The 24,017-nt window shown below is 38.6% G+C and carries 20 protein-coding genes; 6 read left to right on the top strand and 14 right to left on the bottom strand.

Translation table 11 applies throughout. The features are described from left to right. Positions 1-64 precede the first annotated feature (64 nt). From bioD to FY048_RS16055, 5 genes are all read right to left on the bottom strand, one after another. Complete coding sequence (gene bioD, locus FY048_RS16075; RefSeq protein WP_446091800.1) at positions 65-709, bottom strand: dethiobiotin synthase; 645 nt, start codon at positions 707-709, stop codon at positions 65-67. After that, entirely contained in the window at positions 710-1,459 is a 750-nt protein-coding gene (bioC, locus tag FY048_RS16070) for a malonyl-ACP O-methyltransferase BioC (protein ID WP_446091799.1), read from the bottom strand. Beyond that, positions 1,456-2,613: an 8-amino-7-oxononanoate synthase gene (locus FY048_RS16065; protein ID WP_446091798.1), complete on the bottom strand. Its 1,158-nt coding sequence runs from the start codon at positions 2,611-2,613 to the stop codon at positions 1,456-1,458. The genes bioC and FY048_RS16065 overlap by 4 nt, the downstream gene beginning before the upstream one ends. A 1-nt stretch (position 2,614) precedes the next feature. Beyond that, the gene (gene bioA / locus FY048_RS16060; protein WP_446091797.1) at positions 2,615-3,895 is read right to left on the bottom strand and encodes an adenosylmethionine--8-amino-7-oxononanoate transaminase; all 1,281 of its coding nucleotides are present in this window, start codon (positions 3,893-3,895) and stop codon (positions 2,615-2,617) included. A gap of 93 nt (positions 3,896-3,988) precedes the next feature. Beyond that, positions 3,989-4,720 carry a hypothetical protein gene (locus FY048_RS16055; RefSeq protein WP_016139090.1) on the bottom strand — a complete coding sequence of 244 codons (732 nt, stop codon included), beginning with the start codon at positions 4,718-4,720 and terminating at the stop codon, positions 3,989-3,991. A gap of 357 nt (positions 4,721-5,077) precedes the next feature. Between FY048_RS16055 and otsB the strand changes: the two genes are divergently transcribed. Both otsB and FY048_RS16045 read left to right on the top strand, forming a co-directional pair. Continuing rightward, a complete protein-coding gene (gene otsB, locus FY048_RS16050) occupies positions 5,078-5,929 on the top strand; it encodes a trehalose-phosphatase (RefSeq protein ID WP_446091796.1) in 852 nt (283 codons plus the stop codon). After that, positions 5,917-7,350, top strand: coding sequence for an alpha,alpha-trehalose-phosphate synthase (UDP-forming) (locus FY048_RS16045; RefSeq protein ID WP_446091795.1), 1,434 nt, complete (start codon positions 5,917-5,919; stop codon positions 7,348-7,350). Before otsB ends, FY048_RS16045 begins: the two co-directional genes overlap by 13 nt. Before the next feature lie 69 nt (positions 7,351-7,419). On the opposite strand, the gene FY048_RS16040 is transcribed toward FY048_RS16045, so the two are convergent. The 7 genes from FY048_RS16040 to FY048_RS16010 all read right to left on the bottom strand — a co-directional run bounded on the left by FY048_RS16040 (position 7,420) and on the right by FY048_RS16010 (position 18,010). After that, positions 7,420-8,610, bottom strand: coding sequence for an MFS transporter (locus FY048_RS16040; RefSeq protein WP_446091831.1), 1,191 nt, complete (start codon positions 8,608-8,610; stop codon positions 7,420-7,422). 288 nt (positions 8,611-8,898) lie between these two features. Then, positions 8,899-9,363 carry a heteropolymeric bacterioferritin subunit Ftn gene (gene ftn, locus FY048_RS16035; RefSeq protein ID WP_001214863.1) on the bottom strand — a complete coding sequence of 155 codons (465 nt, stop codon included), beginning with the start codon at positions 9,361-9,363 and terminating at the stop codon, positions 8,899-8,901. Between the two features lie 252 nt (positions 9,364-9,615). After that, complete coding sequence (ligA, locus tag FY048_RS16030) at positions 9,616-11,655, bottom strand: NAD-dependent DNA ligase LigA (RefSeq protein ID WP_446091794.1); 2,040 nt, start codon at positions 11,653-11,655, stop codon at positions 9,616-9,618. A 94-nt stretch (positions 11,656-11,749) separates the two neighbouring features. Next, positions 11,750-12,793, bottom strand: coding sequence for a cell division protein ZipA C-terminal FtsZ-binding domain-containing protein (locus tag FY048_RS16025; RefSeq protein WP_446091793.1), 1,044 nt, complete (start codon positions 12,791-12,793; stop codon positions 11,750-11,752). Position 12,794: 1 nt separating this feature from the next. After that, positions 12,795-16,244, bottom strand: coding sequence for a chromosome segregation protein SMC (smc, locus tag FY048_RS16020; RefSeq protein WP_446091792.1), 3,450 nt, complete (start codon positions 16,242-16,244; stop codon positions 12,795-12,797). A 10-nt stretch (positions 16,245-16,254) separates the two neighbouring features. After that, entirely contained in the window at positions 16,255-16,950 is a 696-nt protein-coding gene (locus FY048_RS16015; protein ID WP_016139097.1) for a GntR family transcriptional regulator, read from the bottom strand. Positions 16,951-17,206: 256 nt separating this feature from the next. Beyond that, positions 17,207-18,010 (bottom strand): sulfite exporter TauE/SafE family protein, encoded by an 804-nt coding sequence (locus FY048_RS16010; protein WP_446091791.1) that lies wholly within the window; start codon positions 18,008-18,010, stop codon positions 17,207-17,209. Positions 18,011-18,040: 30 nt separating this feature from the next. On the opposite strand from FY048_RS16010, the gene FY048_RS16005 reads away from it, so the two are divergent. Both FY048_RS16005 and FY048_RS16000 read left to right on the top strand, forming a co-directional pair. Beyond that, positions 18,041-18,793: a biotin--[acetyl-CoA-carboxylase] ligase gene (locus FY048_RS16005; protein WP_446091790.1), complete on the top strand. Its 753-nt coding sequence runs from the start codon at positions 18,041-18,043 to the stop codon at positions 18,791-18,793. Between the two features lie 14 nt (positions 18,794-18,807). Beyond that, a complete protein-coding gene (locus FY048_RS16000; RefSeq protein ID WP_446091789.1) occupies positions 18,808-19,542 on the top strand; it encodes a pantothenate kinase in 735 nt (244 codons plus the stop codon). Between the two features lie 49 nt (positions 19,543-19,591). On the opposite strand, the gene ffh is transcribed toward FY048_RS16000, so the two are convergent. After that, entirely contained in the window at positions 19,592-21,007 is a 1,416-nt protein-coding gene (ffh, locus tag FY048_RS15995; RefSeq protein WP_005048705.1) for a signal recognition particle protein, read from the bottom strand. Positions 21,008-21,147: 140 nt separating this feature from the next. Here ffh and FY048_RS15990 point away from each other — a divergent pair, with 140 nt between their 5' ends. Then, positions 21,148-21,957 carry a cytochrome C assembly family protein gene (locus FY048_RS15990; RefSeq protein WP_446091788.1) on the top strand — a complete coding sequence of 270 codons (810 nt, stop codon included), beginning with the start codon at positions 21,148-21,150 and terminating at the stop codon, positions 21,955-21,957. A gap of 84 nt (positions 21,958-22,041) precedes the next feature. Further along, the gene (locus FY048_RS15985) at positions 22,042-22,986 is read left to right on the top strand and encodes a tRNA dihydrouridine synthase (RefSeq protein ID WP_446091787.1); all 945 of its coding nucleotides are present in this window, start codon (positions 22,042-22,044) and stop codon (positions 22,984-22,986) included. Between the two features lie 73 nt (positions 22,987-23,059). Here FY048_RS15985 and FY048_RS15980 read toward each other — a convergent pair whose 3' ends face one another. Next, on the bottom strand, positions 23,060-24,013 hold the full coding sequence (locus tag FY048_RS15980) for a DUF6160 family protein (protein WP_446091786.1): 954 nt from the start codon (positions 24,011-24,013) through the stop codon (positions 23,060-23,062). Positions 24,014-24,017 lie beyond the last annotated feature (4 nt).

Genomic DNA, 24,017 nt, shown 5'->3' with positions numbered 1-24,017 from the left:
AAAATACAACCTCATATTAAGTATAATTTAATAATAAAATTGTATTCTTAATATAATCTCACTATTAATTCATTTTTGCCAGTTCAATCCATTGAGCTTCAGGGAAATGAATTGCTAAATAGTCTTTCAAGTAATTTGACGTATCTTGAGAAATTAATGGATCTTTTGATTCATCTTTTAGGTTATATACCAATGCTTGTAATTTCAACCCACGAGACTTAAGCGCTTCAAGACTAAGTAAAGTATGGTTAATGCTTCCTAAACGACCCGATGTTACTAAAATAACGGGGAACTGGTGCTGAGCAATATAATCGATGGTGAGTAAACTTGTAGTTAATGGCACCATTAATCCACCAGCCCCTTCGAGTAAAACAATATCAAAGCGCTCAGCTAATGTTTGTGTTGCATTTTCAATTTTTTGAAAGTCAATTTCTCTGTTATCTAGGCGTGTTGCCAGATGAGGCGAAGCAGGATAACTAAAAATTTCCGGCATGGTGAGCTTTTCATGATCTTCTTGAAACCAACCCTGCCCCATAATTTCACGATGCTTTTCAATATCTTCAGAAATATCAGCATTACCCGTCTGAATGAGTTTTTGGGTAATCACTTTTTTACCCTGTTCAGTCCATAATTTTGCTAAAAAGCCTGTAGCGTAGGTCTTACCAATTTCGGTATCAATCCCACTCACAAAATAGATCTGACCACTCATTTACTTCATTCTCCGCGCAATACAATAGATCGGATGATATGTTAAGGAATATCCCTCAACATGCTTAAACCGATCATAATCTTGATAAAACTGTTGTAAAGTTTGCTTATTCCAGCGATGCCGTGTGGTTGCTGTCACACCTGTTGCTTTTAAATGCTGCAATACAGCTTTAGGTGTATCGAAATAGAGCTGGGCTTCTGACTCAGACAAATGCAGAACTTCAAAACCTGCTAAAGTTAAGGCATTGTTCCAATTTTCAATAGACCAATAACTTAAACCTTGACCTGTTAATTCTTTAATCTCGATTAAGTTTCTTGGCCCAAAAGTTGAAAAACATAACCAGCTTTTTTCATTTAAAGCAGCATGACAATGTTGAAGTACACGAGGTAAATCTTGCATCCACTGCAAAGCCGAACCAGAAACGATCATGTCGAGCTGCTGCGGAAAATCTAAAGCTTCAATATCACCAATTAACCATTTCAAATTTTCTTGATGGTTAAAGTGCTGTTGCACATCTGCATACAAGTCATTCAAAATTAACTCTTCAATCTGAAAAGATGCAGCAATAAGACGAGTTAAATTGCCAGAACCACAACCAATTTCAAAGACACGTGACATCGTTGTAGGACAAAACTGCTGGAGTAAAACCGTTAAATTTTGGCAAATTTGTTTTTGAACAATTGCATGCTCTGAATAGCTTTGCCCTGCTTTGGCAAAACGCTGGGCAACCAAGTTTTTATTCAGACTCACAGAAAACTCACCAATTCTTCAAGCTCATGTTGCTGTACCATTGACGTTAAAGAAATACGCAAACGCGAACTATTTTTAGGTACTGTTGGTGGACGCACAGGCATGGCATAAAAACCACTTTCCTGAACCTGCTTTGCCTTATCGATAGCAGCCTGACTTTCTCCCAAAATGACTGGAATAATATGGCTGGTCGATGGACTTACATAACCCTTTTGCACAACAGCTTGTTGAAGATATTGGCTAATATTTTTTAAATGTTCACGCTGAGATTGAGCAACTAATACTTTTTGAAAAATAAAGTTTGCCCATGCCATAACAATCGGCGGTTGAGCAGTACTGAAAATAAGCGGACGCATTTTATTAATTAAATAGTCTTTAATAATGGGATGACAAATAATGTATCCCCCCACTGCTGCTAGTGCTTTACCTAATGTCCCCACTAAAAAATCAATATCGTGAATGACATTATATTGTTCAGCACACCCTAAACCTTGTTCGCCACGCACACCAATTGAATGTGCTTCATCAACATACAGCATAGTTTTGGCAAAGCGTTTTTTTAGCTGCACTAAAGCGGCTAAATCAGTTTCATCACCATCCATACTGAAAATACTTTCTGTGACCACAATGATTCGTTCAATCTTGTCATCATCATGATACTTTTTCAGAAGTTGTTCTAAGTGCTGTAAATCGTTATGGCGATAACGTACATATTGAGCACCAGATAAACGTATACCATCAATCATGCTCGCATGGACTAACTTATCGGCCAAAATTAAAGTTTTGCTATCAGCAACAGCAGGCAAAATACCAATATTCATGTGATAGCCACTATTAAATAGCAGTGCCGACCGACCACCAAATGCTTTACTTAGGCTATTTTCCAACTGTTCATATTCATCAAAGTTACCCGTCAATAAACGGGCCGATGAAGAACTAAAATAGCTCCGCTCTAACGGCAAGCTATCTAAAAACTCTTGACGAAGATTGATATCAGCAGCCAGTCCAAGATAATCATTTGAAGCTAAGTTGAGCATTGTTTTATTCTGAATTGTAATAAAACGGCCATGCTGCACATTTTGGGTAAATTGTCTAAAATTACCTTGTTGTTTTAACTCATCTAACTCGTTAGCAAAATGATCAAGCAATGACATCTTAATACGCTCCCTGCAACGTTTTAACAACTTCAACCAATTGTTCAAGCAAATCACTTAGCTCTTGTTGAGTGATGACATACGGTGGCATCACATAAACCAGTTTGCCAAAAGGACGAATCCAGATTCCACGGTCCACAAACTCTTTCTGTAAAGTTTTCATATCAACATTAAAGGTGAGTTCTACTACACCAATTGCACCCAGCACTCGCACATCGGCAACATAATCAAGCTGACTTAAAGGCGTTAAATATTGGCTAAGCTGTTGCTCAATTCGCTTAATATTGGCTTGCCAATCTTGCTCAATTAACAATTGCGTACTTCTCAAGGCAACAGCACAAGCAAGCGGATTGGCCATAAAGGTTGGACCATGCATAAATACGCCAGCCTCACCGCGACTAATGGTCTCGGCAACATGCTTCGTCGTTAAGGTAGCAGACAATGTCATATAACCGCCTGTTAGCCCTTTACCAATGCACATAATATCCGGCTCGACTTGTGCATGTTCCCACGCAAAGAGCTTACCAGTACGCCCAAAGCCTGTCGCAATTTCGTCAAAAATTAATAACAGATTATATTGTTCACAAAGTGCTTTGGCTTGACGTAGATATTCAGGATGATAAAAACGCATGCCGCCTGCACCCTGCACAATCGGCTCAATAATTAAGGCTGCAAGATGCTCATGATTTTGCTGAATCGCTTGTTCTAATTCTGCAATATCTTGTGGATTCCATTCTTCATGAAATTTGGTTTGCGGTGCTGCAACAAAAAGACGATTTGGTAAGCTTGTACCAAAAATCTGATGCATGCCTGTAACTGGATCACACACCGACATCGCATTCCATGTATCCCCATGGTAGCCAGAACGCGTTGTAATAAAATTTGTTTTTTGCGGTTTATCTTGAGCGGTCCAAAACTGTACTGCCATTTTCAAAGCAACTTCAACGGCAACAGAACCTGAATCTGCATAGAAAATTTTATCGAGACTTGGCGGGGTAATTTTTAAAAGAATTTTTCCAAGTTCAATTGCAGGATCATGGGTTAAACCACCAAACATGATGTGAGACATATTTTGTAATTGATCGGTCACTGCCTGATTGAGTTCAGGGTGGTTATAGCCGTGAATAGCACACCACCAAGATGACATACCATCAATTAAAGTCCTACCATCATCTAACTCAATCGTCGCGCTATAGGCACGTTTAACTTTAAATGTTGGTAAAGGTTGGGTCATTGAAGTATAAGGATGCCAAATATGTTCCAAATCAAAATTATCGGTCATCCTATTTACCCTTTTACAGCGTTCAAATCTTTCATTGAACACATGTTAAACCTGTTAAGAATGAAAGAAAATTGCGATATCAATCAAAGCTGATTAACTTTGCTGATGAATTGTTAAAAATTGGCAGATTTCTTCAATTGTTCTTTCGACCTGTAGGTAAGGAAAAGCATGTGTAGCATCTGTTAATAGCTTATAACTCATGTTTTTTGTCGCTATATCTTTAAAATTTTCAATAATCTTGCAAGGAATGACGCCATCTTGCTCTGTGAATAAATGAAGCTGTGGACCAGAGTAATTTTTTAAGTTATCTACCAAGTTTAAATGCTCTAACATTTCTAACCCTTGTAATAACAGCTCATACGGAGGCGGGTTTGATATATTTTGCATGTTTAGCCAATCTTTTTTAGCTTGTGCTGAACCTTGAGTAATTAAATAATAAAAGCGTTTTAAAGTCGCTTGTTGGTTTTGCAAAAAAGAAGCCTTAAATTGACTGAACACATCAGCAGGCATTGCAGTTTGCCACGTGTTATTGGCAACAAAACATGGATTAGAAGCAAGCGTAATTAAAGTTTTAGTTAGACCAGTGCTGTTATAAAAAGAATCAACTAAGTGAGTCGCTAACTGACCTCCTAAGGACCAGCCCATTACAACATCAACCTCAGCCACTAAATCAAGCTGTTCCTGGAAACTACCAGTTAAAACATCAAATATATTAATAAGTTGTACATCACAACCCTTCTGTTGCAAATGTAATTTTAATGATTGCAGAGGTTCAATTCCTACACCCCAGCCTGTAATCAATAAAATTTTATTTTGTAACTTCATATGCTTGCCCAGAGCTAGTTTTATAAAGATTATATATTAATATCAATTTAAAATATCTTTTAAAATCAACATAAAAAACAAATCCCAAAGATTAAAATCAAGTATTTACACTTATTTAATATTCTGAAATATATTGATAAATAAGACCTGTATTATTAATAGGAAACATACAAAAATTTAATTATCTAAACATTGAAGCCACTCAAAAAACAACACAATCCACACTTCGCCTATAAATCCATTATGCAATGTAATTAATGTTAATACTTATGTTTTTTTATTAAAAGAAATGACTCATCAATTCATTTTAATGTTAGAAGATTAATTGTTGAACAAAAAAATATTAGGAAGGCTAATATGAACAGTCAGAATACAATATCTGATGGGAGAGAAAAGAATACATATTTTGTTACACCAGACGATATTATAAATAATTTATCTTTAGATAAAAATTATTGCTTATTTTTGGATATTGATGGGACGTTAGCACCATTTCAAATTGATCCTGAGCAAAGTTTTATTCCAAACACTACATTAGAAATTATAAAAAAAATTATTAAATTAAATATACCCGTTATTGCTGTAACAGGTCGAGATGTAGATACAGCTTACAAGCTATTACAGCCTATTGAGATTCCTGTTGCTGGCTTGCATGGTTTAGATATTTATTTTGATTCAGATCATTATATTCGACCAGATTTAAGTTCAATTAATTTTAAAAATTTAAAACAAGATATTATGAAATCTTGTGAGAAGTATCCTGAATTATTAATTGAGGATAAAGGATATTCTATTGCTTTACATTATCGTAAAAATCCTGAATTAGAAAATCATGCTATTAATATTATGCATCAGATTATTCCTAATTACCCCCAATTAAAAATAAATAATGGAAAATTTGTTGTCGAGTTAATTCCAAACCAAGCTGATAAAGGTAAAGCAATTCAAACCATATTAAATCATCTTAATATATCTTCAGCTCACCCTATTTTTATAGGTGATGATTTAACAGATGAGTCTGGTTTTATTTGTATTAATCAGAAATTTGGAACTTCAATTAAAGTAGGTTCTGGTGAAACACAAGCTCAATATAGATTAAAAGATATAGATACCGTCACAAACTTTCTTCTTTTATTTCAAAACAGAATAAAAAGCTTATATGTCAAAAATAGTCAAAATCAGAATGGAGAAAAAATATGTCTAAGTTAATTGTATTATCGAATCGAATAAGTATGCCTTCAGGTAAAGCTTCGGCCGGTGGTCTTGCTGTAGCTGTACAAGATGCATTGAATGATAGCAATGGTATTTGGTTAGGCTGGAATGGTCAGCAAATTACCGATAGCGAAGCACCAGAATTCGAACAGGCCTATTCTGCGGGAATTGACTACATTACCTGCCCTCTTACTCATCAACAATACGCTCAATATTACTGTGGTTTTGCCAATAAAGTTCTCTGGCCAGCAATGCATGCTCGAGAAGATCTGATTGAATATGATGGGCAAGAATATAATACCTATCAAAAGGTCAATCGCTTATTCGCTGAAAAATTAAAACAGCTTGCTCAGCCTGAAGATATGATCTGGGTACACGATTATCATTTTTTTAGTGTAGCCCGCTACTGCCGTGAATTAGGCATGCAAAATAAAATTGGTTTCTTTCTACATATCCCTTTTGCTAGCCTGAACATCTGGCGCAAAATTCCCGTGGCCCGCGAATTAATTCAAGACTTAAGCCAATATGATGTCATTGGCTTACAAACACAGATTGATCAAAATGCATGTATGCAAACATGTTTGAGTTTACTTGAAGCTCAGAAAATTCGCCGCGATTGTATTAGCTACAAAAAACGTCAAATACTTATTAAATCTTACCCAATTGGCGTTCAACCAGAAATTATTCAAAAGCAAGCACAACAAGATTTATCAAGCCCCTGTGTGTTTAATTTTGAAGAAATACCTCGTCAAAAAACAATCATTGGAGTTGACCGAATAGATTATTCAAAAGGTTTACTTGAGCGTTTTAATGCATTTGCAACCTTTTTAGAAACCAACCCTGAATATCATGGTTTAGTTCGACATCTGCAAGTGGCAACGCCATCACGTACGGATATTGCAGCTTATCAACGCTTATACGAACGTTTTAAAACTAAATTGGAACTGATTAATGAAGAGTTTGCACATGAAGACTGGAGACCTGTAGATTGTTGTTATGATCCAGTTCAACACCATAATCTCATGCATATTTATCGTCACTCTGATATTTGCTGGATCAGTTCATTACGCGATGGTATGAACCTAGTCGCTAAAGAATATATTGCAGCCCAAGATCCAGAAAATCCGGGGGTGCTCATTTTATCTAAATATGCTGGAGCTGCTGAGCAGATGTCTCAAGCCTTGATTGTTGATCCGCAAGATAGAGTAGCAATGATAGATACTTTAAAAATGGCTTTAGAGATGTCTAAAACTGAGCGTATTAATCGTTATCAACAATTGATAGAGGATTTATCCGCATCTGATCTTACTCATTGGCGAAATAATTTCTTAGATGATTTGGAAAAAACACCAACTCTACTGATGAAGCCTCAGCGGTTATTACAAGATAATTATCAATCTATTTATCAAGTTTTATAAATCTAAATAAAAGAGCATCGAGAAATTAAATTTCTCGATGCTCTTGAGATTGTTTTTATTATTTATAAATTAATTCGTCTTTGCGAGTGTAAAGCGATTAAGTAAAGCAATAACGAATAACAATACAGCTACCCCTGTTAAAACCGTACTTAAACCCGTCCATTCCCCAATTAAACCAATTAAAGCTGGGCCGCTTAATGAACCTGTATAGGCAATCGTTGAGACTAAAGAAAGTGCTGCTGCTTTAGGCATATCGTTTTGTCGCCCTACGCGAGAAAACATGACTGGCACAATATTGGAACAACCTAATCCTAATAGTGCATAGCCTAATACAACTACTTGCCAGACGGGTGCGGTCACAATAACAACCATACCTATTGCTGCTCCAATCGCACTATAGGTTACAACATTTTTTTCGCCCCACTGCTTTAACAAGATATGGCCCGTAAAACGTCCAGTCGTCATGCTCAGAGCAAAAAAGGTATAAGCAAGACCAGCAAAGGCTGGATTAAGCTGATACTTACTTGTTAAATAAATACCTCCCCAATCCATTGCAGCACCTTCTGATAAAAAGGCAATAAAACACATCATGCCAATAAGCAAAATAATACCGTTAGGTCGATAGAATTTTTTAGATATATCGGTTTCTTGATGTGGCTTTTCATCCTGTTCATAAGACGTTAAACAAGGAGGAATAGCAACTGCACCAATGACAAGCAAAATCATGACAACAGATAAAGTACTCATTAATGGCGAAAGACCTACTGCCAATAATGCAGTCACAAGCATAGCGCCTGTTAAGCCACCAAGGCTGCACATTCCATGAAAACTAGACATGAGCGCTCGCAAGCTATGTTTTTCGACAACCACTGCCTGTAAATTGATAGCGACTCCTAAACATCCTGCTGCCGATCCAAAGACAAACAATGCTACAGCCATCATCACGATGCTGCTCCACATCGTGAGGCTGGGTAATAACACCATTAACAGCATCAATGCCAACCCAATTAATGGACGACATCCCCAGCGCTTGACTAAAGCACCAGTTGCAGGCATCGCAATCATTGAGCCAATCCCCATACAAAGCAAAAGCAAACCAAAATCGGCATGATTGAGGTTTAGGCGCTGCTGCGCAAAAGGAATTAAAGGTGCCCAAGCGGCGGTCGCAAAACCTAAGCTAAAAAAGCTGAGTCGTGTTGCAAGACGCTGTGTGCTTAAGAGAGTAGCTGTATCTAAAACAGCAGGTTTGGTAAATAACATATTTCGCGAACTCACCATAAAATCATTGGCGATCCATACCAACCGATTTTCCATAGAAAAACCCTTGCCTCATTAGATTTCTAGGCAAGGGTTTTGTTGGCGAAATTATATCCAATTTCATAAAAAAAACAGGGGGTGTGATACAATTTTTCTGAATTTTTTGTAACTGCCAAAGCCTTATATAGTAAGGCTTTGAATATGTTCAATTTGAGAAAAATGTTTTTCTATCTGTTTTATTAAAACTAAAAATCAGCTAATAAAAAACCCAGCATTTGCTGGGTCATTTTATTAAATTTGAGATTGAATATAGTTTTGTAAACCAATCAATTCAATTAAACGTAATTGCTTTTCTAACCAGTATGTATGGTCTTCTTCAGTATCTGATAATTGTTGACGCAACATATCACGGCTAATGTAATCGCCCTTCTCTTCACAAAGTTTGATACCTGTCGCTAACTTTTCACGAACATGATATTCGAGTGCCAAATCAGCTTTTAAACAGGATACAACGTCTGTACCAACATTGATATCTTCACGATGCATGTTTGGTTTAGCACCCAAGAACAATACACGGCGAATGATCGCATCAGCATGAGAAGCTTCTTCTTGCATCTCATGATCAATACGTTCATAAATTTTATTTAAGCCCCAATCTTCATACATACGAGAATGGATTAGATATTGATCACGGGCAGCCAATTCTCCGCCAATGAGCATATTTAAATAGTCTATGACTTCTGGATTGCCACGCATAATAAATCTCCTATCGTATGAGAACTATTATGGGCAATCTTAAAAATGTTTGCAAAGTAAAAAATAGTTAAGTTTATGATTTTTATCAAATTAAAATGAGAAACATACGCATTTACAGTTTAAGTTAATTAAATTTCCTCTGCAAAAAGAAACGCTTGTCTGATTTATAAGTTCAAACAAGCGTTAAAATATGGCACAAACCATCAATTTATTAATTTGTAACTAAAATCAATGGTTCTTATTTCGGTATGTTTATTCGCTTAAGGTCTGCCCATAGCTCGCCATAAGTGATAAGAAATCAGTCTCATTCATAACAACAATACCTAGTTTTGCTGCTTTTTCTAATTTCGAACCAGCCTTCTCACCGGCAACAACACATTTCGTTTTGCTCGATACACTACCACTTACACGCGCACCTAATGCTTGTAGCATCTGAGTCGCCTGATCACGGGTCATTTGCTCTAATGTGCCTGTTAACACCCAGCTTTCGCCATTTAATGGCTGACGTGTTGGAGCTGTTGGTGCATCCCAATGAATTCCTGCTGCAATTAAGCGATCAAGCACTTCAATGTTATGTGGTGCCAAGAAAAAGTCAGCAATCCACTCCGCGGTAATATCACCGACATCTGGGGTTTTCTTTAAAGCTTCAACATCAGCAGCTTTAAGCGCTTCTAGAGTTTGGAAAGTATTGGCCAACATTCTGGCAGTAGTTTCACCTACCCCACGAATCCCTAGAGCATAAATAAAACGCGCAAGAGTTGTCTTTTTACTGGCTTCAATGGCATCAATTAGGTTTTGTACCGATTTCTCGCCCATTTTTTCAATACCGAGTAAAGTTTCTCGGTGCTCATGCAAATGGTAAATATCGGCAACATCTTTGAGCAAATCGAGGTGTAATAAAGACTCTACCCAACGATCGCCCAAACCTTCAATATCCAGAGCTTTACGTGATACGAAGTGACGAATCGCTTCAATTCGCTGAGCAGCACAATAAAGTCCACCAGAACAACGTGCTAAAGCTTCTCCTTCAGGCATTACAACTGGAGAGGCACAAACAGGACAGCTTTCAGGTAAATGTACAATTTCAGCGTCAGGTGAACGAAATTCTGGCCAAACTTTTTCTACTTTAGGAATAACATCGCCCGTACGATATACACTAACCGTATCGCCAACACGCACATCAAGACGATGGATTTCACCAATGTTGTGTAAAGTTACATTGGAAACTGTTACTCCCCCTACAAATACGGGGTTTAAACGCGCTACAGGCGTTAAAGTCCCTGTACGCCCTACTTGCCAATCAATCTGATCAACCGTAGTTAGTGCAGCTTGTGCAGGAAATTTATAGGCCGTTGCCCAACGTGGCTCACGACTTAGGAAACCAAGTTGTTGTTGTTGTTTTAAGTCATCAACCTTTACGACCATTCCATCAATTTCAACTTGTAGATCTGGACGTTCTTGTTGGATTTGCTCATAACGCTGCTGTACTTCTTGAATTGAATTACATAGATATTGACGCTCAGCAATTTCAAATCCAAGCTGTGTGAGCCATTGTAGGCTGTCGTGCATGGTAGTTAAGCTATGATTTGGTTCGCACTGAGCAATACCATACGCATAAAACGCTAAAGGTCTACTAGCAGCAATATTCGGGTCGAGCTGTCTTAAACTACCTGCTGCGGCATTACGCGGGTTGGCAAACGTTTTATCACCTTTTGCTTCCTGATCAGCATTAAGTTTCTCGAAGCCAGACTTTGGCATGAGCACTTCACCGCGCACTTCAAGCAAACGTGGAATTTCAAAGTGATCGGAATGCAACACTTTAGGCAAGTTGCGAATCGTTTTGACGTTTTGAGTAATGTCTTCTCCGGTTTCGCCGTCACCACGTGTAACACCACGTGTTAACACACCGTTTTCATACCAAAGCGAAATCGCAAGACCATCAAGTTTTAGTTCTACTTCGTATTGTACTTTTTGATTAGGTAAACGCTCTTCAACACGACGTGCAAATGCAAACAAGTCTTCCTGATTAAAAACATTCCCTAAAGAAAGCATCGGAACGACATGAGTCACACTTTGAAATTTAGAGAGTGCTTGTCCGCCTACTTTTGTTGTTGGAGAGTCTGGTTGAACCTGATCAGGATATTGCTCTTCTAAAGCTTTTAACTGGTGAAATAAATGATCATATTCACTGTCCGAGATTGTCGGCTGATCCATCACATAATAGGCATGGTTATGCTTTGCAATCAGTTGAATAAGCTGACGCATCTGTTCGATCACGGAAGTTGTTGCCATTATGTTATTCACCATAAAAAAGGGTGGAAATTTCTCCACCCTGAGCTGCGACTAGATATGTTGCAATTATCGCAACGAACGTAAAAAATTAAAACTAGGCAGTCGCATGTGCCGGACGATAATCAATCACATGATGGCGCCAGTGCTCTTTTAACTGTGGTGTAAATTCAAGATTATTCTCATCATAAACTTTGCCATCAATTTCACGAGCAATTAAACCGGCAATACTTGCCATCATGTCAAAACCAGTCACAGCTTTACTGTTTGGAAGCGCAAGGAAAAATGCCAATCCTTGAACTTGTTCACTAGATAAGGTTTCAAGGTCAAACCCAGCTGGTCCATTGTCTGTCATACGCAGTACTGAAAACATTAGTACGCTCGGCTCATCCGTATTTTCATAGCGATGGAAACATGACATTTCGCCATAACGTAAACCGTATTTTAATAATACTTTAAGTGCTTTATCACCAGACAACGCGCGACGCGGATTCGGAAAGACATTTAATGCAATGATCTGTTCAGCCACCGCTAATGCACTTTCATCATCATAACGTTGCTGCTCATGCAAATGTACATCCAGAATATTACTCTCGCCTTCAAATTCAGCAATTTCGGCAGTTTCAATATTTGGGTTTAAACTCAACTCAGGCTCAGTTTTTTCGCTTTCAGATTTTAAGTTTTGTTCTGATAAAGCTTCAGCTTCTGATTTAACAGAAACGGTATTAACTAACTCAACTGAACTATCCGTGTTAATAGTAGAGCTTTTTAGAGTTTCTTCAGATTTAATTTCATCTGAAGATTTTTCAACAACTGGTTGAGTTGGTTCGGCTGAAATTGATTTAGCGGGTTCTACAGCCAGAGTTTCTGTTTGTTTTGTTTCACTGGCTTGTACCGATGTAGATTCATTTAACGTCGGCTCTACTCGCTCTGCGCTAGTCGCCGATACACGCTCGGCTTCAGCTTGCTCAAGCTGATCGCGCACATGTCTAGGTATAACTGGTTGATTACTATCAGGATTAATATGCAAATCACTATCTAATGAAGGTTCGGCATGGTTTGACTTTTTTAAAATCATTTTTAAGCCAATTAGCATAATAACAATGGCGACAACGATGCCAATAATCGTATTGATTTCCATTCTATGACTCCGAAACTAACCCGTATTCTTTTGCCTGTTCTAAATCGACAGTGACTAATTTTGATGTACCCGGTTCAGGCATGGTCACACCCAACAAATCAGTTGCCATGGTCATTGCCAGCTTATTATGTGTAATGTAAATGAATTGTACATGTTCAGAAAGCTCTTTTACCAAATTACAATATCTCTGAACATTCGCATCATCAAGTGGTGCGTCCACTTCATCTAACACACAGAACGGTGCCGGATTTAATCTAAAAATCGCAAATACTAATGCTAACGCTGTTAAAGCCTTTTCTCCACCGGAAAGTAATGCTAGAGAACTATTTTTCTTACCCGGTGGTCTTGCCATCAGTTTAACACCAGATTGCCAGTCATCTTCAAGGCTTAAACTCGCTTCACCACCATTAAAGACCTTTGGAAACAGATTTTGCAACTCTTGATTAATCTGATCAAACGTTGTCATAAACAACTTACGGGTTTCCTGATCAATGCTTTTCATCGCATCTTTTAGTTGAGTTACCGTATTTTCCAAATCTTGGATCTGGTGACTCAACTCATCAAAACGCTGAGAAACCTCTTCAAACTCTTGTGAGGCCGCCAAGTTAACCGCACCGATTTTTTCAAACTGTTTCTGTACTTTTTCCAGTTTTTGCTGATGCTCGGTTAAATCTATCTGTAAACCTTTTTGGATTTCGGCATTTAGCTCTTTAAGCTGTTCTTGGTAATGTTCACGATCTGACTTAGCCGCTTGCCATGCCAAACGCTTCTCTTCAAGTTGCTCTCTGAGCTGTTCATCTTTTTGTTGATATTGATGACGCTGATCTGTCAGGGTTTGTTGTTTTTCCTGCACACTATTGAGTTCAAGCTGCCATTCATTCCAGTTCTTTTGCAACTTTTCAGTTTGGGCAAATTGTTGCTGAAATTCTGACTCAAGATTTGGTAACTCTAACTGAATAGGGTCAACAAATTTTTTCGCCTGCTCCATTTGAGCATTAATCTGCTGATATTGGCTCTGCAAAAACGAGATATCTTTTTCAAGCAGCTCAATTTGTTGAGTTGTTTGCGTGCTATTACGACGTAAAATTTCACGTTCTTGTTGCTGATATTGCAAAGCTTGTTGCTGTTCTTCTAGCTGCTCTGTTAACTCTTCTACCCGAAATTGCAAAGTTTTATAATCAGGTAAAATAGTTTCAAGTTTGATTGCTAGAGCATGCAAATCAATCTCCAGATCATCTTTTTGCATTGCATCTTCTTCAAGCTGCATGTCTAACTGAGCTAACTGATCTTTCAATTGTTGTTTTTGCAGTAAAAATGCTTGAGCTGCGGTTTGCTGTTTAGCAATTTGCACATCAAGCTGTTGTAAGTCTTTTTGTTTTTGTTTAACTACTTGCTGTTTCTGCTGCAAATCAGACTGCAACTGCCCTAGCTCATCTTTTTGCTGAACTAAAATTTGATCTAATGCTTGTAATTCAGGTTGCTGCTTTTCAAGAGCTTGTTCAATTTCATCTAGACGAATGCGATGGCTCAGCATACCTTGTGCACTTTGACTTTCGTCATCATACATAAGGGCAATGACCCAATCCTGTCCGACATGATAGCCATCTAAAGTCAAAATAGACTGACCATGTTGTAGTTGCTTCTGCTCATTTAAAGCAGTAGTCAAATCTTGTGCAATCGCTACATTCGAAAAGATTGATAGCTGTGGCGATGCAATCCAGTCATTTAAACAGGCCAAATTTCCTTTAAATTTGCTTGTTTGTTCTGACGGTTTTAACTGGCGAGCAACGCCTTCCTGAAAGACTTGTTCGGTTTCAACAATATGTGCCTGTAACCATTTTGCTAAAAACTTTTCAACAATCTGCGCGTGTGGCTTACCCTGCTCCGTTAACTCTAGAGCCTGCATTAAACGTAGCGTATCTTGGTTTTGCTTTGGACTTTGTTTAGCAACAAGTTGGCTTAAGTTTTTCTGCTCAGATAATAAAACCTGTATTTCTGTTTTCAGTGTTTGTTGCTGATTTTTAGTTGCCTGATGCGCTTGTTGAGACTGTTCAATCTGTTGCACATACTGCTCAATATCAGCCTCTAACGTTGAGATTTCACGACAAAGCTGCTGTTGTAGTTGCTCAAATTCGTCCTGCTCACCTTCATGAACATGCGATTGAATCTGACTTGCTTGATGTTGCAACGTTTCTTTTTGCTGTTCAATGCGTTGAACATTTTTGCCTAACTGCTCAATTTGGGCAGACATCTGCATTTTTTGCTGCTGTTGTTTTTCAACCTGAGCTTTTACTTGTCCAAATTGCTGCTGTGCTTGTTTTTGCTGAGATTGTAAATCAGCAAAGTTTTGCTCAGCTTCCGTTGCAGTATGCTCAATTCCAGTTAATGATTCAGTTTGTTCATCTAACTGATTATTCAACGTTTCAAGTTGCAATTCAGAAAGTTGTAAACGTTCTTTAGTTTGGAATTTTTGCTGTTCTAACTGAACGAGAGTCATACTATTTTGCTGGTATAAACTCTGTTTTTGTTCCAGAGTCATTTTCAGTTCAGATAGTTTTTTTTCAGCTTGTTGCCATTCTTGTTGTAACGGTGAAGATTGCTGAATGAGGCGCTGAAATAAAGCACTGGTTGCTTCTAAATCATGTTCAATCGTACTCAACTCTGAGCGAACCAATTTAAAAGTTTCACCCAGTTCATTCATTTGAACTGTATATTCTTCTTGTAAGCGTACGCTTTTATCTGCCTGAAAAGACAAAATTTCAATTTTCAGGGTACGAATCTGACTTTCCAGAGTCTTATATTGAACCGCTGCTTCGGATTGACGTTTAAGGGTCTTAAGCTGCGATTTTAACTCGAGGGCAATATCTTCTAAACGTGAAAGATTTTGCTCAGTATGTTCAAGATGTTGCAAGGTTTCGCGTCGACGAGCTTGATAACGTGAAACGCCTGCTGCCTCTTCAATAAAGATACGCATTTCTTCAGGCTTGGCATCAACCAAACGGTTAATCATGCCTTGTTCAATCACTGCATAAGAACGCGGCCCTAACCCTGTTCCTAAGAAAATATCGGTGATATCACGACGACGGCAACGTGTGCCATTTAAGAAATATTCAGACTTACCTTCACGGGTGACCTGACGACGAACGGCCAACTCATTATAAGCATTATATGATCCGCCCAATTTGCCATAGGTATTATCAAAACGTAGCTCAACACTCGCTACACCCACTGGCTTACGCTTGGAGGTTCCTGTGAAAATAACATCTTGCATGCTACCACCACGTAGCTGACGAGCATTTGATTCGCCCATCACCCAACGAATGGCATCAATTACATTTGATTTGCCACAACCATTTGGACCAACCACTGCTGTGCGGTTCGCCTTAAAATTTAAAGTTGTACTATCTGCAAAAGATTTAAAGCCGGAAAGTTTTAAACTGCTTAAACGCATAATGCCCTAACTAGCGGCGTGAGCGTCTTGCCCAGGCCAATTCAATCTGTTTCATTCGTGTCAGCGATTCCAACACAAGGTTACGTAAGTGTCGACAAAAATCTTCCATAAATAAAGCGGCTTGTTGTGATTTTCGGATCAAAATTGCATCAGTCACGAGTTTAAATAATTCAAATGCTTCTTGTAGTTCCCGCTTTGAGGTATTTAAGGTCAAAAAATAACTACGACGTAGTGAAGGTAGTAACTCTTTATAAAACTTCATTAGATAAGGATTACCGACCATATCTTGCTGTTCAGCTAGATATTGAAAAACACCATCATAAAATTTTTCGATATCCCCTGCTTTTACATGCTCAAATAATTGTTCTAATAAGAGCTGCAATTGATCTGCTTCATGTGCTCGCCATGTTTCACTGATGCGTTGAACAATATGCCCCAATAACATCATATTTGTGTCAAACAGTGCTTTAACCTGCTGTGCAGACATTTCTGAAACAATTGCCCCGCGGCGTGGAAATATCTCAATTAAATGAGTACGCTCTAATAATAACAATGCTTCACGAACTGATCCTCGGCTCACATCCAGCTCTTTGGCAATACGTAATTCTTGAATACGCTCGCCTTCAACCAGCTCACCACTAATGATCTGTTCGCTAATATATTTGACAATTTGCTCAGAAAGACTTTCTGTCTCTTCGAGATTCATAAATCACCCGCTACTTTTTATATGCATTAATCCATGCTTTTCTTTCGCATCCTTGTTTTTAACTGATCGCACCGATTAAAAACTATGTCATTGTCTGACAATTTTATTGCATTTTAAGCCAACCCATTTAAAAACAACACCCAAATCGGATGAATAAAAGCCCCAAATATTCTTATTTTATTGAATAAAAAAAGCTCGAATTTCTAAAAACTCAAGCTCTTAAATCATAGTTCTAACAAGATGAATATTTTACTCTCTAGTGCATAATCCCTTTATAAATAAAGTAACTACCTACCACCACTAATAAACAGGCAAAGCATTTTTTCAACATTTGTGGTGACAATGCATGAGCAACTTTTGCTCCAAACTTGGCTGTAATAAAACTCATGACACTAATGCCAATAAACGCATAGATGTGCACATAACCAATCGTGTTAGGTACAGAGATGTGCTCTTTGGCACCAAACCACATAAAACCAATTGCACCCGCAACAGCAATGGGTAAACCACAAGCAGCAGAAGTTGCGACTGCTTTTTGCATGACGACACCATGACGGTTTAAATACGGAACCGTTAAGCTACCGCCTCCAATACCAAAAATTGCAGAGGCAATACCAATGCCACCACCCGCCATAAATTGCATAGGTGTTGCAGGAAGCTGACGTGTTGGGTCAACAACCACATTTGCCCCTTTAAACATACGATAGGCCATCACAACCGCAAAAACACCAATAAGGAGTTGTAAATGCTGACCAGACATCAAATCGGCAATACCCGCTCCTAAAAATGAACCAATCACTAATCCAGGTGCTAAATTACGGAAAACAGGCCAAAGAACTGCACCCTTTTTATGATGGGCAGAAACTGAACTAAACGACGTTACGATAATGGTTGCAAGCGATGTTCCAACTGCAATATGCATGATTACCGCTGGGTCATAGTGCAACTGGGTAAAAACCACATAGAGGATTGGTACAATAATTAGTCCACCACCAACTCCAAACAATCCGGCAGTAAAACCAGCAATTGCGCCAATGAGTAAATATATGATTAACTCCATAAATGTTTTACCACTCTGCTCATATTCAACATGGATTTAGAGACTCGCCAACTACAACAACTTTTAAGCGCAAAAAACCAGCTTCCAGAAGTGGTTTTATTAAAAGCAACCACAACTTCGACCAATGATGATATTCGTGAAATTGCCCAAAAAGGCATTACAACGGGCTTGGTTTGCAGTGCTCAACAAACTCAAGGGCGAGGTCAACATCAACGGCAATGGATTTCACCTGAAGGAAACATTTATTTAAGCACATTGGTGCAAACTCGAACACCCTTAGATGGTCGCTTAGCACTTGAAGTTGCTCTAAATATTTTGCAAATCCCACAGTTACAAGCTCTGAATTTGCAAGTGAAATGGCCAAATGATTTGTATAGTACGCATGGAAAATGGGGTGGGATTTTGGTCGAACCGCTTTCCCAGCATCAGGCTATTGTGGGCGTAGGCATTAATTTAAAAACACCACCAGTGACTGATAGTGATCAACCGATTACGTCTCTAGAGGATTTAGGCCTAGAACAAATGAGTCGTCTTGAACTCATTTCAGAGCTTTATGTTGCAATTCAAAATGCAGCTCGCTGGTTTGATCATGGTTGCTACAACTTAGCTGGACGTTTTAATCACCATGCTGCATGGCTTAATCAGTTGGTACAGTTCGAACATAGTCAGGGATTGGTACATGGTCGTTTTGTTGGAATTTCCAATGAAGGTGCAGTAATTCTTGAGACTCCTGAACCTCAGCAGTTTTATCAAGGTCGCTTAAGACCACAAGCAAATCAATAAACAGGTGTTCTTCCATGAAAAGTTTATGGCTTGATATCGGGAACACCCGTTTAAAGTATTGGATTACTGAAAATCAGCAGATTATTGAACATGCAGCTGAGCTACATTTACAGTCCCCTGCCGATTTATTACTGGGTTTAATTCAACACTTTAAACATCAAGGTCTGCATCGCATTGGGATTTCTTCAGTTCTCGATACTGAAAACAACCAACGTATTCAGCAGATTTTAAAATGGCTCGAAATTCCTGTTGTTTTTGCCAAAGTGCATGCTGAATATGCTGAGTTAAAGTGCGGCTATGAAGTTCCAAGTCAGCTCGGGATTGACCGTTGGTTACAAGTACTCGCTGTAGCTCAAACAGATGAAAATTATTGCATTATTGGATGTGGAACAGCCTTAACGATTGATTTAACGCAAGGTAAACAGCATTTAGGAGGTTACATCCTCCCTAATTTGTATTTGCAGCGCGATGCGCTTATTCAAAATACAAAGGGCATCAAAATTCCAGACTCAGCTTTTGATAATTTAAACCCGGGTAATAACACTGTCGATGCAGTACACCACGGTATTTTGTTAGGCCTGATTAGTACGATTGAAACCATCATGCAGCAATCTCCTAAAAAGTTGCTCCTTACGGGTGGAGATGCTCCTATTTTTGCTAAGTTCTTGAAAAAATATGATCCTGTCGTAGAAACAGATCTTTTGCTCAAAGGACTACAACAATATATTGCTCATTATCCTAAAGACTAAAACACAGAACAAAATAAAAGGCGCTATGTGCGCCTTTTATTTTATAAATTTATTTCTTTTGGTCGTTGTTGCCAAACAGTGGGCCCATTCCGCCACCACCGCCGCCGCCAAATTGTTTTTGCATATTGCCTAATGAACGCATCATTTTGCTCATACCAGATGGATTCGCAAATTTCTTCATCATTTTAGCCATTTGTGCTTGTTGCTTAATGAGTTTATTCACTTCAGCAACATCCATACCACAACCAGCTGCAATACGTTTTTTACGACTCGGATTCATCAAGTCTGGATTACGGCGTTCTTTAACGGTCATTGACTGGATAATAGCTTCCATTTTCTTGACCTGTTTTTCAGGATTTGCTTGCTCAATCGCCTGCTGAATTCCTGCACCGCTCATGCCAGGCAACTTATCTAAGAAGCCCATCATGCCGCCCATACTTTTCATTTGCTCAAATTGCATCAGCATATCTTCAAAGTTGAAGCTGCCGCCTTTTTGCAATTTTTTAGCCATTTTTTCGGCTTTTTCTTTGTCGATTTTGCGTTCAACTTCCTCGACTAAAGAAAGTACGTCACCCATGCCTAAAATACGTTGAGCAACACGATCTGGATGGAATGGTTCTAAAGCATCAAGCTTCTCACCCATACCCAAGAACTTGATTGGCTTACCTGTAATTGCACGCACAGAAAGCGCTGCACCACCACGTGCATCACCATCAGTTTTAGTAAGAATCACACCCGTAAGTGCTAATGCATCATTAAACGCTTTAGCTGTATTTGCAGCATCCTGACCCGTCATGGCATCAACCACGAACAAGGTTTCAGTCGGCTTAACGGCAGCGTGTAATTCTTTAATTTCGTCCATCATGTCTTCATCGACATGTAAACGACCTGCGGTATCGACAATTAACACATCAGCAAACTGGATTTTTGCTTGTTCAATTGCACGATTAACGATATCAATTGGCTTTTCAGAAGCATCTGAAGGAATAAAACCTGCACCAACTTCTGCTGACACAGTTTCTAACTGTTTAATTGCTGCTGGACGGTAAACGTCGGCAGAAACCGTCATTACTTTTTTCTTTTGACGTTCTTTTAAGAAACGTGCCAACTTAGCGGCAGTTGTCGTTTTACCTGCACCTTGTAAACCAGCAAGTAATACAACAACGGGAGGCTTAGCACTTAAATCAAGTGTTTCATTCGCCTCACCCATCATCTTGGTGAGTTCGTCATAGACAATTTTTACAAATGCCTGGCCTGGTGATAACTGAGTCATCACTTCTTGGCCCAATGCCTCTTCCTTAACTTTCGCGATAAATTCACGAGTTACAGGTAACGCGACATCGGCTTCAAGAAGTGCCATACGTACTTCACGTAAGGTATCTTTAATATTGTCTTCGGTCAGCTGCCCTGAGCCAGTAACATTTCTTAAACTCTGTGTGAGTCGTTCTGTTAAGGTATCAAACATTGCAAAATCCGCTTAAAATGGCTAGTTGCAAAAAAATCTTTCTCGAAATAGAAAATTTATGCATAGAATGCTATAGGATACTTTAGTTCGCAGCGAATTTATATCTTATATAGATGAATTAATCCTGAAAAAGGTTTGACATGATTAGCCTCCCCTTGGTTTACACAATTTTGGCACTCATCGCATATACCACTTCTTTCTGGTATCTGTTTATTCGTTTAATGTCAAAACGTGAACCAAACCCATGGTTATTTGCTTTTATTACGACTTTGGCACTTCTGCTGCACGGTACAGTTTTATGCCATGCCATGCTGACACCAGCCGGCATTAACTACGATGTTTTTAATTTAGTATCGTTTACATCGTGGCTTATGCTGTTGTTAAGTTTAATTTTTAGTATTTTTCGCCCTATTGTACCGTTGAACTTATTAGGTATTCCTGTAGCGGCTATTGGCCTTATTTTAGGTTTTGCATTCAGCCGACCAAATCAATTTATTGAGCAGCATTCGTTAGGCTTAGATACTCATATTATTCTTTCGCTTTCTGCTTATGCAGTTTTACTGATGGCAACCATTCACGCTATTTTGCTATGGTTCCAAAATCGTGAACTCAAAAAGAAACAAAAAAAACGTTTTTGGGTCAATTTACTTCCGCCAATTCAGGCGATGGAGTCTTTGTTATTTGACCTAATTATTACTGGCTTTATTTTATTAACGATTGCACTTGCTTTTGGTTTCTTAACTGTTGATAGCTTCTTTGCACAGCATCTCGCTCATAAAACCGTATTTAGTATTATTTCATGGATTATTTATGGCTCACTCTTGATTGGCCATTACAAACTTGGCTGGCGAGGTCAAAAAGCGATTCGTTTTACCTTAATCGGCTTTGTGCTTTTAGCCATTGGCTTTATTGGCAGTAAATTTGTGCTCGAGATGATCTTGGGTCGTTAAATAAATTAAAATTTCTTCGATACTAGACAGCGTTATACATATCCCGTATAACGCTGTTTTCTTTTTGCTCAGGTGACACAGACTGTGAAACTCATACTCGCTCCAATGGAAGGTTTAACTGACCCGATCATGCGGGATACACTCACATCTGTTGGTCATTTCGACTGGTGTGTGACCGAGTTTATTCGAGTTACAGACAGTATTTTGCCAGACCATATTTACTATAGTTTTTGTCCAGAATTAAAAAATGACGGTAAAACAGCAGCTGGTACACCTGTTCATGTCCAGTTCTTAGGTAACAACCCAGATATGCTGGCAGCAAATGCTGCAAAAGTTGTAGAGCTTGGTGCACCAGCAATCGACCTTAATTTTGGTTGTCCTGCAAAAACCGTTAATCGACATCGTGGTGGTTCAGTCCTTCTTGATGAACCTGATGTTGTACATATGCTCATTAAAGCAGTCAGAGATGCTGTACCTGCACATATTCCTGTTTCAGCAAAAATGCGTTTAGGTTATCTCGATGAAAACCACACAATGGAAAATGCCCATGCTGTTGAAGATGCTGGTGCAAGCTGGTTAACGGTTCATGCTCGTACTAAAGCAGACGGTTACACGCCTCCTGCCTATTGGGAAAAAATTCTGCCCATTAAAGAAGCTTTAAAAATTAATGTAATTGCTAATGGTGAAATCTGGAACAATGCTGATGCTAGAGCTTGTCAGCAACAATCTGGCTGTGAAGACTTAATGATTGGCCGTGGTGCGGTAACGACTCCAGATTTAACACAATGCATTCGCCAAAACATGGATGAAGCGTTATTCAGTTGGGAACAACTAGTTGATTTACAAATTCGTTTTTTAAACGGTCAAGCAAAAACAGAAATTGGTATGGTTGGTCGTTATAAGCAATGGTTAGGCATGATGACTAAAGCCTATCCACAAGCGAAAGACCTATGGGACCAAGTTAAACGTATTAAAGCTTTGGATGAAATTGTTCAACAGTTAGAAGACACCAGATTAGAAAAGATTTAACGCAGTATAGTCAAAAAAAGAGGGCGATTGTTTTTACAACCGCCCTCTTTAGTATTTCAGGTTAAGTTATTATTTAAAAACCGCTTACTTTCATTTTAAAGTCGGTTACAGAAACGCCAGTGACACCAAAACTCCCCATTGAGCCATTCGGTAAATTATTAAACGTTGTTGTATTTTGAGTACCCATATTTCCTAAAGTGACATTGTTAAGTGAAGCATCAAATTTACTTGATACGCCTGTATTTCCAAAAGTTAATCCAGTTGGATCAACCCCTGCATAGAAACCATCAAGCATAAAACCTGTTGAGGTATTTGTGCCAGCAAATTTAAATCCAAATGTAGCACCCGTATTATCGGACACTAAAGTAATTGGACAACCCGCAGCAGCAGAACAAATAGATTGAATTGCCCCTCCAAATTTAACCATAACTGATTGAGCAGCATGGCCAAGCTGAATATTTAAACGAGGTTTATTGGTTTGTACAAAGTTAATATCTAGATTGCCAGTAGAACGGATTAGCTCTTTTACGCCCGTATTTACTGTCGTTCCCGAACTAAAAATTGATTTTGGTGCATAACTTGTTAATGCATAATCGGATGGACTAGATAAAGATGCACTAGGGGCCATATAGACTGAAAAAGGTAAAAGTCGAATACCGTTTACATCACTACCCATGGATACCGCTAAATTTAAAAAAGGATTTCCACTACCAGCATCGACATCCATTGCAATATTAAAAGAAGGATTACTCGATACAGCAGCTTTAATAAACTCTATGCCAGGAACCGGATTAGTAGAATTCCCTGCAATGACAAAGCCAGCCTTACTGTTATATGAAGTTGAAGCGATACCATTTGTATCAATCAGAGCGACTTGATTAAATTTAACTTTATCAGCCTGAATACCTAAGGTTAAACCATTTTGGCCCGTTGCAGCCGCAAGACTTTGGTCATCTAAAGGCTGCATTGCAAAAACACTTGAACTACTGACAAGTAGCAACCAGCACCCTATATTTTTATTCTTCATGTCG

Source organism: Acinetobacter sp. 1124_18A (genome assembly GCF_052824995.1).
Note: the sequence above shows the minus strand (reverse complement) of the source record. Positions and strands in the feature narration are given on the sequence as shown.